This window comes from Phocaeicola massiliensis B84634 = Timone 84634 = DSM 17679 = JCM 13223 (assembly GCF_000382445.1).
Taxonomy (GTDB): domain Bacteria; phylum Bacteroidota; class Bacteroidia; order Bacteroidales; family Bacteroidaceae; genus Phocaeicola; species Phocaeicola massiliensis.
This window is the reverse complement of the sequence record NZ_KB905473.1, coordinates 231746-241944: the sequence shown is the minus strand read 5'-3', so window position 1 is coordinate 241944 and position 10199 is coordinate 231746. Positions and strand designations below refer to the sequence as shown.

Sequence of the window (10199 nt, the reverse complement as noted above, 5' to 3'; positions counted from 1 at the left end):
CTGATAATCTTCCATTATCATCTGGTCTATTACTGCCAACGGAACGTCCTTGTTATCCCGGAATCATTTGAAGCTGCCGAGTGCGGTATGGTAGTTCTTGGCCGTACCGATGTGATTTAATTGGCAGAGTCGCTCGATGAGATTCTCCATGAATATAAAAAGGGTATTTTCTTTTTCGGTGCACCGGAACTCCATAATTATATCTTCAGATGAATAACCTCGTCGTAGCAGATCGAATCTTTCAATAATCCTGTTCAGCTTTTCCAAATTCTCCTCCAGTTTTCGGATTATTGTCTGAATAACGGTTATCCGTTCGCCAGCCGGTGCCGAAACAGGTCTTGACTGTTTATCATCCCATTCATGAGAGAACACCTTATAACCGGTTGTGATTTGCCTGACGACACGGCGGTGAGTTACAAAATAAACGATAGTGCCCGGACGGCCTTCGACTGTTGACGGGCGGAATTTCACCTTTACTGTTGTCATACTTATATTTATTTAATTGGTAATGTTTCATTCTCGTCTTAACTTGCGGCATATAAAAATGGTCAACGTGACACAGACAACGAGAAAAGCAGCGGTACAGCCGAGTACTTCCCACAGCAATATGCTATGTATAAGACGAGCGTTCGCGGCGCAGGTACAAACGAAAGCCGCCGCGAGGGAGATGATTGCCTCTACCATACACCAGAAAGCGGTTGCGGAGATAAGCACACGGTCATTCGCCGAGAGGCGTCCGGCTAGCCTTGCGCATTCCCGTTCCATCCTGTCGGCCATCTTCCGGCAGATTTTCTCTCCCTCCTGTTCAAGCGTCTTTCTCGCTTCCTCGCCGAGTGTGACCGTGCTTGCCCCACGCAGGGAAGAAACAGCCCCGTCCATTTTGGGCAGGGCTTCCGAAAGTCTGTTTTCGAGCTTTTCCACGTTGGCACTAAGAATGCGGACAGCTTCATAATTGTTTTTCAGCGCATCGATTATGCGGTCTTGCTCCTGCATTTTTTCGGCAGTCGGAAGTGCCCCGTCTATTTCCGAGAAATCGAATTTTTTATTCATAGGCTGTTATCTTTTTCGTCCTGTCTTCGGTTTCTTTCCGATTACCCTTGCCGCTTCACGGGCGCACCGGCGTGCCCATTCCCGTTCGTCCTCGTCCTCGCGTCTTCCCCAAGGCAGGTCGTTGGAACTGCCGCCACCACCTCCCGAAGGAACCGCCGGAGTATCGAGCATCCCGACGAAAAGTGCCGCAGCCATGTCCGTGAGGTCACGGCTGTTGGCTGTCTCCCGGTAGTCGAACTCGTCATTGAATACGTCCAACGCTTCATCGGGAATGAAGAACCGGCGGCTTTCCCCGTCGATGTCGATATGGTACGGGCTGGTACCGGGACGATAGCCGGTGTATTGCGGAACCGGTGTCGTTCCTTGTGCGTGAACCGGAATCGTCCGGGGTGTAGTCGGTATAGATTTCCCTGCGGCGGGCTGTGTCGAAACAGTCCTTGTCTTGGGAGCCGCGTGCAGCTTTTTCCACGTGCTTTCAAGTTTGGTCGCCATGAGGTTGCGCCCCCTGCCGAGTTCGGAAGCCTTGTATCTGGCGTTGCCTTTCTTCAGCACGTAACCGCGCAATATCTTCTTGTTGTCGCGCAGCTCCCAAAACTCATATCCCTTGCTCCGGAGTCTGGCCACGTACTCGTCCCATGACCAGCTTTCCATGGATTGCAGGGTTTCCATGCAGTCCCGGTTCACCTGCCCGATGTTCGTCTCACGTACTTCGGCGGCAGTCGTCCAGCCCCGTTTCAGGGCCACACGCTCGGCTGCCCGCTGTGCCCGCAGGTGTATGTCATGGTCGTTGTTGATATTCCCCCGTTCGTCGATACGGCAGAACGCACCGTGAAGGTGGGGAATGCCGCTCTTGGATTCCAGATGCAGCCACACCGTGCCCTTGCTGCCTTTGAGGGCGGTTTTCGGGGAATAGGTCTTGCCGTTCTTGTCAAGCAGTTCGATGTTGTCGAACTCATCCGTGAAGTCGTCCCACAACCTTTGCCAGTCGTCGATGGTAAAGTCTTTGGTGTGTTCCGGCGCAGGGCTGACCTCGATGCGGATGACGGAATTTTTGACCCGTTTGGACTTCTCCAGCGTCAGCCGCATAGAATCCCATATACCCGTGACATCCAGACCGGGCGGCAGCAGATTGTCCCCCACGTGGAAGATGCGTTCGGGATGTTTCTTGTTCCTCGATTCTCCCGTGATGTACCTGATGTCATTTATCCCGTGGGAGATGGATTTCGCTTTCCCTATCATGGCTCGTCCTCCCTGTCTTCACCGTTCCTTGTCCCGTCGGGCAGGCGGTTGGAAAACCGTACCTTGTCGAGCACGTCCGTGACACGCTCGGCCAGCCTGCCGAGTTCCTTGAGCCATTCGAGCATGAAAGGGTAACTGTTAAACATCTGTCTGCGCTTTTCGGGGTTCATGCCACGGAGCGCGGACGTGTAGTTCACGAGGTCGCTGCGGCATCCTATAAGGGTCTCCATGACCGCCTCCTGCCTTGCCGTCAGCCTCGCTTTCGGCCTGTAGTTGAAAGCTCTTGCCAGCACGTAGCTGCTGACGGTCATGCCGCACTCGGCGGCAAGGCGGCGGATGTACTGTTTCTGTTCCACGGTGACTTTGGCTCCGATGTATTCGGTGCGGCTGCCGCCGGACGGAAATGATGTGTCTTGCTTATTGTCTTCTGTCATAACTGTTGTTTTATAAGGGTTAAGCGGTGCGAGCCTGCGAGCGCCGCCACCGGCGAACTGCCAGTGAGCCGCGAGAGCGCCAAGGGATGACTGACCGAAGGGAGGTGATACCTTGGCATATCTCGAAACTGAAAGACGTTTTCACCTCTCCTGCGGCGTGCCTCCGCTGCCGGATAAAATGCCATTCAAAGGCCGTTCAGATGCCGTTCGAATACCATTCAGGGCGGGATTGCAAAGGTTTACGACGTGGAAGTTCTGAAAGTCCGTCCATTCCTCGACACAGGTCATGGAAGCGACGGAAGCGGTTTTGGAAGCGTCCACCGCTATCATGCCCAGCTTTTCCATCGTTGCAAGGAGATTGCGGATTCTTTTTCTCCCTATGTTCCATTCCTCCGCGAGTCTGGTTTCCGAGAACTGGAACTGTCCGGGCTGCAATTCCTGCGGCCTGCGGAATGAATCGCCCCTGCCGGGGGACAGTCGCATCCGTGAGAGCAGGTCATAAAAAAGAGTATGGTTGCCGATTGTATTGCCGTCGTCATCTTTCGTTGTCCCTCCGAGCCATTCGATTGCCTCTGCGGTAAAGTGGATGCGGACTGTACGGAAGCCCTGCGGCTTTTTGAAAAGGGATGTTTCCTTGTTCCTCTTGTTTTCTTGCATAATTCAATAAAAAATAAGGGAATGGAGTATCGGAAAACCTACAACAGTTTCAATGAGATAGTGCGTGCGGGAGTTTCCTTGTCCGTCCGATACCCCGTTCCGGTTTTGACATCAGTTCCGGTTCACGTTGGCGGCGGGTTGGGATTGCAGGTGTCCCCGTGCGTCCTCCACCGCCTTGAAGTCGGAAGAGATTTTCATCAGCACGATGCTGACGCGGCAGAGCTGGCCGATGTCAACGAAATCCTTGACGGCTTCCAACAGTTTTTGCGCACGTTCCTGACGGTGTTTCATCACGGCCTCGTTACTTGTTCCGTTTTCTTTGGCAAGCCCGTGATTGAGAAAGCGGTTGACAGCCAACATGTCCGTCGCCTCAATCGTTGCGGTATCGCCGTTGCCCGTCCCGTAACCGACCATTACCCGTATGGAATCGGCCTCGTAGGGGGAACAGCCGCGAAGAAAGTCCAGAATGGTCTGTACCTTCGCGCTGATTACGGGTCTGCTCTCTTTCTTTCTCTGTTCCTTGTTCGGGGATTCCTGAACCGTGGCATTCCTGATACCCGGTTCCATGTTCTTTGAATTGTCCATAACTGCATTGTTCTAAAAAAGGTTGATGAATCATTTGTTTTTCTCATGTGTTACCAGATAGTGGGATGCCTCGCTGTCGATCTCGACCTGCGATTTCACCCGTACCCGTTTCAGCCATGCGTCGAGGTCTTCCTTGGCGAAGAAGCACAGCTTGCCGCCCGGCTTGTAGTAAGGGATTGCGCGGCGCATCATCATCTTGTAGAGATAGCTTGGCTTCAGTCCGAGGTAACGGGCTGCTTCCGTGGTGGTCATCAAATTACGTTCACTTTCCATATATGGAAAAGCCACTCAACTTTGACCCTTTTGGCCACGCAAGATTTGCCCACCTTTTTGTACTATATGATTGACCCTTTAAAGTCCTGGTGTTGGGGGGCAATATTATTTTACCCTTTTAAAAATTCTCGTTTTTCTTAGATTTTAATTTTCGCATACTTTCACCATATAATTCTATAGTATGGGCCGTATGTATGATGCGGTCAAGGATTGCATCGGCTATTGTTGGATCACCTACCATGTCATACCAGTTGGAAGATGGATACTGCGATGTGATGATGACAGATTTCCGTTCATGCCTATCCTCAATAATTTCAAGCAGTATGGGACGCTCTTTGGCGTCAAGTGGTACAATAAACAAGTCGTCAAGAATGAGTAGCTGGCAACGCTCAATCTTCTTGAGTTCCGCTTCAAGTGTACCTTTTACTTTGGCGACTTTCAGCGCACCGAGCAGTTTCGGAGCATTGGCATAGAAGGTACGGAATCCCCTTTTGCATGCTTCGTGTCCAAGGGCACAGGCCAAATAGCTTTTTCCCGTTCCGGAAGAACCAGTAATGAAAAGGTTCTGTGCCTTATGCACAAAATCAAGGGTGGCGAGACGTTCCATCTGATTGCGGTCCAGTCCCCGGTTCGTGGCATAGTCAATCTGCTCAATATAAGCCTTGTAGCGGAATGCCGCATTTTTGGTGAGCCGTGCAATGGCAGCCTGGGAGCGATAGTCCCATTCGCGTGCAAGGAGCATGGAAAGGAACGTGTCCGCAGTCATGGATTGCGGAGTGGTGCCGGCAAGACTTTCCCTGAAAGCCTCTGCCATACCATGCAATTTCATACGGTTCATTAAATCCAGTGATATGGTATTCTGGTCTTGTTGTCCCGTAACGGGAGCTGTTTTATTGTTTACTTCCATAAATAATAGTTTTATTGTTTGTCTTTTTTGTAATATTCACGTCCACGTATATTTTTGTGGGTCAATGGAATCTGGGAAGTCACGTTGGACTGTACTTTTCCGTCCTCATCAGGAAGGAAATCCACATCTTCTCCCAGTTCAAGCACCTCGCGCAAGGCTTGGTATCCGTATTGCAATTTCTGATCCGCACATGCGCAAGCCGCAACTAGACGGTCACGGCCGTATTTCTTCTCCAGTGTCATGATGCCACGGCATGACCTGAACGCTTTGGGTGGATATTGCATGACACGCTCCACTTCCTGAAGATAGTTCAATACGATGTTGTCTATTTCCGAGGCACGTTGAAAGAGTTCCTCCAAGTCCTTGTCATAGGGACCATAATGACCAGGCAGGTTGTGCTCCTTTTTCCAAGAATAAGTGTAAGGAATGTCACAGCGGTCGTGGGTGGCGACAAGGTTCATTCCACAATAGATTTCCACCGTGTCGGCATCATAGAGAATCGTCATGCGCCTGCCTACATACTCTTTCGGAACACTGTAATGGTGCTTGAACAAGGAAACGTAAGAGTTCTTTCCCACGGTCATCAGTTTCCTTTCTTTCATTACGTAGCGTTTCACGGGAAGCGGACGAAGATAATCCTTCTCTCCATGAAGGAATATTTCCTTGCGTGACATCTCCCGTCCGGCCATCACCTTTTCATTGAAATCAAGCAAGGAAATATGGATGGCGGTATTGAGTTCCTCCAAACTGGAAAATGTCATTCCCTCTATATCAAGGTAAATGGAACGGTAGAGGAGCTTTACGGCATTTTCTACCAAAGCCTTGTCCTTGGGGTGACGCACACGAGCAGGATAGACCACACAGCCGTAATATTCGGCAAAAGCGGCGAAATCATCATTGATGACAGGTTCGTTGCGGTCGCTTCGTGTGACGGCAGCCTTCAGATTGTCGGGGACGATAGCCGCAGGAACACCTTCAAAATATTGAATGGCATTCTCGCATGCCTTTATCAGGTCTTCCTTGCGTTGCGACCATACGGCTTCGCAGTAGGTATAATGGCTGAACGGAAGGATGGCAACAAATACCTCGGCTTTCTTCGTCTCGCCCGTCATTTCATCAACAACTTCAAGTCTGTCACCGGCAAAGTCAATATACATCTGCTCTGCGGCATAGTGCTCTACATGACCGACAACCTTAATGTGAAACCTGTATTCGCTGACAATCCGTTTGAAGGAAGACAACTGATAGCCGTCCGGATATTCGGTATGGTACTCCTTGAACAGTTTTCGGACACTCATACCTTTGCGTGACAGACGAGATACATATCCGGGAAGCAAGGCCTCCAATTCAATCCTTTTGGATGAAGGCTCCCGATGCCGGGTATCCGTGCAGCCGAACAGTTCATCCAACTGTCCATTGGGCAGGGAAAGAAGCTGTTCAATACTCTTGCCGCTTGAAAGGAATAAGCGGACATATTTGCGGACTGTATTACGGGAAATATGAAACGTAGATGCCGTTTCCTTGATTCCTATGCCAGCCGCATAACATCTTAAAATGTTTTTGATTCGTTTATTCATTTGTATAGATTTTATTTTCTCCCCCGTTACACCAGGACAAGGGTACTCAAATCTACACAAAAAAACTATAATTATAGGTGAAGCAAGTGGGCAACACTATTTTAGCCAAAGGGGTCAATCATATTTTAGCCAAAAGGGATAATTCTGCGTGGCCAAAAGGGTCAAAGTTGAGTGGCTTTTCCAGTATATCAATGATTTATATCCATATACAAAGGTAACAAATAATCCGGATATAAGTATCGTTTTAGGTAACAAAAATGTCGAATAATAGAGATTTTTAAGGAATACAACAGAAATCATCATTAGTTAATAATACATTGATAATCAGTATTTATATAGATTTTATCTGTTTTTATTTTCCCTTCGTTTCAATACATTGGCTAATGGACTACAGTCTATTATTGGGATATTCAGTAAATGTGCCTCCTAATAAGATATCATATTCAATGATTTCAAAACAGCTTCTCAATTGTATGCAGAAAAATAGATAGTGAAAAAGTTATATGAGTTTTTTCAAGATATATCCTATCTTCTATAAGCATCCGATAAAGCACCTGTATAAATTATAGAACCATTCATTGAAACCGCTCTTTGTACTCTTTATGTAGTCTTTTGGTAAGGAATGCAACTTCACAGAAGTGTTTGCTTATTTTAAACATATCACCATTGTTTTCATTGAAATTTCGTTGAATACACATAGAACAATAATTCCTTGCTTCACATTTTAAGCATTGTGGAAAATCGCCATGTGTGATATTCCTTAATTTTGAAAAGGCTTCAGATTCATTCCAAATTTGTTTTAAAGGCTGTTGGTTTACATTACCAATAATCATAGATTGCCATCCGGGACAAGGATAAATGTCTCCATTCTCAGCAATGCAAAAACTATTTAAACCAACGCCACATAAAGGTTGTTTAGCATATTTCTCAATATCTAAGTTTTCAAGATAAGGACGTTGTTTTTTTACCCATTCTGAGTAATCAATATCAAATTCTATGATATCTCTAATAACCTGTTCTGTTTCTTTGATGGAAAGTCTGTTTTGAAGATTTTTAGTATTAAAATCAGCTTCAGCCATCATTATATAGTCAGTGAAAGCCTTTATTTGTAGAGAGTGAGCATATTTTAAGATTTCCTTGTATCCATCTTTATTTGCTTTCATCAATGGACAGGATATTTGAACTGGAATGTCAGCAGCAACAAGTTTTTCAATGGCCTCTCTTGTTTTCTTATGTGAACCTTTTAAAGTTGTAATTTTATCATGAATTTCAGGATTCATGCTATACAAAGATGCTTGTATATATGAAACATTTGCAGCTTTTATGAAAGGAATTTGTACATCTTTTAATGCCACAAGATTTGAGAGTATACAAATTTGAAGGTCTTTTTTTCTACAATACTGTAATATTCTTATAATATCTTTATGCAAAAAGACTTCTCCTCCACTTAATGTTACGTGTAGCCCACCCATATCAGAAAATTGGTCAATGATATGACATGCTTGTTCATATGTCATATCACTTCCATTATTTTTTTTAGCGTTAGGAATATAGCAATGTATACATCGTTCATTACATCGACTTGTTAATTCAAACTGTATTGATTTAAGATGCGGCTTCTTTTTATCAGCAGCAAGTATATAATCTTGAGTTGTTTCTGGAACCTCATCCTCGGTAACTTGGGTAAAATCACTCACTTTATTTTTCATATTACCTAGAGAATATGAAAACTCAATATCTTTGCTGTCACATTCTACCGCTGTTAAACCAGTAATTAGAAATAAATGTTTTTCTAGATCAAGTATAAACTTCAAGAAATCGTTTCTGAGTTTTTCTTTCGTAACACTGTCATCATATATTTGAGAAAGATGTTCGATTATCTCATCAACTTCTTTTGCTTCACGTGAAATCATTCTTAAGAAATCAGCACCAGTTTCGTTATACAATCGATCTTTTCTGGTCATTTGATTTGTTATATATCCTTTATTATCAAAGAATCTTATAAATGTATTTTTGCTTTGCCTAACTAACATAGTTACTTTGTTTGGTATTTACAATAACAAAAGCCGATGTGCACATAAATAGCACATCGACCTTAAGATTTTTGATTAATTAATCAACCTCCATAATCACAAATGTAACAATTTTCACCATCAGGATCACCATAATTACTTGGACATCCTGCTGCATAGGAACCTTTTGGAGAATTCTTTGCTTCAATTTTCACCTCTTGGTACACTTTCTTAACAATTGTTCCTGATTCTTTTTCTTCCATAGAAATTATTTGATAAATAGTGTTGTATTTATGAATTTAAGTATTCAAATATATAATGAATCATTAAGAAAATCAAGTTTTTGAAAGATTTTATTGCTGACACATGTTTTTTATCATTTGAATCAAATCTATCGATCTCGATGCGGGGGCGATAGATTTTCTAACTTGGAAGTGTTTGCTCTCAATATAGCTTCTGAATCCATTGGCATTGACAGCGAATCCCTTTTATTTGTTGAGTTAAGAGAGTATCAATCAGAGATTCTGCACTTGATATCCTGTAGGCAATACGAAAATTCACAGCCTCTCTTGATGCTGCCATTCGTAAAAAGATAACAGAAACTATGAATGGTAGTGAAGACCACTTCTGTGTAGATTCAAAATCGATAGAAATCTGTCGTTCAGTTCGTGCCAGACGATGTCTATGGGCACAAAAATATAGAAAAAACTCCATCGATTGGACATTGTACATTACAAGAGGGTTATTATTAGGGTTATAAGTTACATGCCGTGTGTGAGTTGAGTGATGTTATTTACTCCTTTGGCTTGACAAAAGCAAGCGTACATGATATTCATTGTCAAAAATATAGGAAAACTGACATTGGCATGCTTTGCCAAAGCAAGAAAAAGAATAGAAACTTTATTCTCTTAGTTTTGTAATCTGTTTATGATTGAACGAAATTATGCGAAAGACATAGAAGGATTGTTTACTCTATTTCTTTATTGACAATTAGTATAAAAAATGATGAAAATATTTGTAGAAATCAAACCTTCTATCTATCTTTGCATCGTCAAAAAGATAATGATTGTCGAATTGATAAAGAAAAGCGATGAATTTAGTGTAAAGCTAATTCGATGGTTTTCATAAGATATAAAGCTAAAAGATGCTGTCAATTAGGGAATTAGGATAAGCCAAATCAAAAGGTTCGATTCCTGGTGGCACCACTTTGAAGAAAAGCAAAAGACAGTAAAATCCTGATTTCCAAACGGAATCAGGATTTTTTGTTTTCCCCAGGCATGCAAAAAAACGACAAGAATAGGGTCAGTCCGAAAATCCTGTAGGCAGGGCTCAGTTGTAATTCTTGGGGGGATTAACATTTGTTAATTTCCCTTTATGCATACACCTTTGCTAATCTATACAGAAAGAACCTCTTATCTACTACTCCACGAAATGAAGCCCTAAATGCTTTAATTTTTGCATTAAA

Annotated in this window: 11 protein-coding genes and 1 pseudogene; 1 reads left to right on the top strand and 11 read right to left on the bottom strand. The window is 44.3% G+C overall.

Annotation, left to right across the window (positions count from 1 at the left end; genetic code table 11):
- Nucleotides 1-63: 63 nt before the first annotated feature.
- The 11 genes from HMPREF1534_RS05190 to HMPREF1534_RS20710 form a co-directional block, all read right to left on the bottom strand.
- A complete protein-coding gene (locus tag HMPREF1534_RS05190) occupies nt 64-486 on the bottom strand; it encodes an integrase (RefSeq protein ID WP_004312210.1) in 423 nt (140 codons plus the stop codon).
- A gap of 27 nt (nt 487-513) precedes the next feature.
- Nucleotides 514-1050, bottom strand: coding sequence for an Ntn hydrolase family protein (locus HMPREF1534_RS05195; RefSeq protein ID WP_004292644.1), 537 nt, complete (start codon nt 1048-1050; stop codon nt 514-516).
- A gap of 6 nt (nt 1051-1056) precedes the next feature.
- On the bottom strand, nt 1057-2289 hold the full coding sequence (locus HMPREF1534_RS05200; protein WP_005942623.1) for a hypothetical protein: 1233 nt from the start codon (nt 2287-2289) through the stop codon (nt 1057-1059).
- Entirely contained in the window at nt 2286-2723 is a 438-nt protein-coding gene (locus HMPREF1534_RS05205) for a plasmid mobilization protein (RefSeq protein WP_004292642.1), read from the bottom strand. Before HMPREF1534_RS05205 ends, HMPREF1534_RS05200 begins: the two co-directional genes overlap by 4 nt.
- 141 nt (nt 2724-2864) lie before the next feature.
- The gene (locus HMPREF1534_RS05210) at nt 2865-3380 is read right to left on the bottom strand and encodes a hypothetical protein (protein WP_005942618.1); all 516 of its coding nucleotides are present in this window, start codon (nt 3378-3380) and stop codon (nt 2865-2867) included.
- Between the two features lie 111 nt (nt 3381-3491).
- The gene (locus tag HMPREF1534_RS05215; RefSeq protein WP_004312208.1) at nt 3492-3965 is read right to left on the bottom strand and encodes a hypothetical protein; all 474 of its coding nucleotides are present in this window, start codon (nt 3963-3965) and stop codon (nt 3492-3494) included.
- Between the two features lie 30 nt (nt 3966-3995).
- Entirely contained in the window at nt 3996-4238 is a 243-nt protein-coding gene (locus HMPREF1534_RS05220; protein WP_004292639.1) for a helix-turn-helix domain-containing protein, read from the bottom strand.
- Between the two features lie 118 nt (nt 4239-4356).
- The gene (gene istB, locus HMPREF1534_RS05225) at nt 4357-5145 is read right to left on the bottom strand and encodes an IS21-like element helper ATPase IstB (protein WP_005942612.1); all 789 of its coding nucleotides are present in this window, start codon (nt 5143-5145) and stop codon (nt 4357-4359) included.
- 11 nt (nt 5146-5156) lie between these two features.
- The gene (istA, locus tag HMPREF1534_RS05230) at nt 5157-6722 is read right to left on the bottom strand and encodes an IS21 family transposase (protein ID WP_005942609.1); all 1566 of its coding nucleotides are present in this window, start codon (nt 6720-6722) and stop codon (nt 5157-5159) included.
- Nucleotides 6723-7297: 575 nt separating this feature from the next.
- Nucleotides 7298-8755, bottom strand: a complete 1458-nt coding sequence (locus HMPREF1534_RS05235; protein ID WP_008778690.1) for a radical SAM/SPASM domain-containing protein — start codon at nt 8753-8755, stop codon at nt 7298-7300.
- Between the two features lie 83 nt (nt 8756-8838).
- Nucleotides 8839-8997: a hypothetical protein gene (locus HMPREF1534_RS20710; protein WP_005942605.1), complete on the bottom strand. Its 159-nt coding sequence runs from the start codon at nt 8995-8997 to the stop codon at nt 8839-8841.
- Nucleotides 8998-9150: 153 nt separating this feature from the next.
- Between HMPREF1534_RS20710 and HMPREF1534_RS21035 the strand changes: the two are divergent.
- Nucleotides 9151-9643, top strand: a pseudogene (locus HMPREF1534_RS21035) (transposase); the annotation flags it as partial.
- Between the last annotated feature and the right edge of the window lie 556 nt (nt 9644-10199).

Bases quoted from the DNA above. Each gene is read 5' to 3' on its own strand.
- HMPREF1534_RS05200 (WP_005942623.1), bottom strand. From the start codon at position 2,289: ATGATAGGGAAAGCGAAATCCATCTCCCACGGGATAAATGACATCAGG.
- HMPREF1534_RS05235 (WP_008778690.1), bottom strand. From the start codon at position 8,755: ATGTTAGTTAGGCAAAGCAAAAATACATTTATAAGATTCTTTGATAAT.
- istB (WP_005942612.1), bottom strand. From the start codon at position 5,145: ATGGAAGTAAACAATAAAACAGCTCCCGTTACGGGACAACAAGACCAG.
- HMPREF1534_RS05190 (WP_004312210.1), bottom strand. From the start codon at position 486: ATGACAACAGTAAAGGTGAAATTCCGCCCGTCAACAGTCGAAGGCCGT.
- HMPREF1534_RS20710 (WP_005942605.1), bottom strand. From the start codon at position 8,997: ATGGAAGAAAAAGAATCAGGAACAATTGTTAAGAAAGTGTACCAAGAG.
- HMPREF1534_RS05195 (WP_004292644.1), bottom strand. From the start codon at position 1,050: ATGAATAAAAAATTCGATTTCTCGGAAATAGACGGGGCACTTCCGACT.
- HMPREF1534_RS05220 (WP_004292639.1), bottom strand. From the start codon at position 4,238: ATGGAAAGTGAACGTAATTTGATGACCACCACGGAAGCAGCCCGTTAC.
- HMPREF1534_RS05215 (WP_004312208.1), bottom strand. From the start codon at position 3,965: ATGGACAATTCAAAGAACATGGAACCGGGTATCAGGAATGCCACGGTT.
- HMPREF1534_RS05205 (WP_004292642.1), bottom strand. From the start codon at position 2,723: ATGACAGAAGACAATAAGCAAGACACATCATTTCCGTCCGGCGGCAGC.
- istA (WP_005942609.1), bottom strand. From the start codon at position 6,722: ATGAATAAACGAATCAAAAACATTTTAAGATGTTATGCGGCTGGCATA.
- HMPREF1534_RS05210 (WP_005942618.1), bottom strand. From the start codon at position 3,380: ATGCAAGAAAACAAGAGGAACAAGGAAACATCCCTTTTCAAAAAGCCG.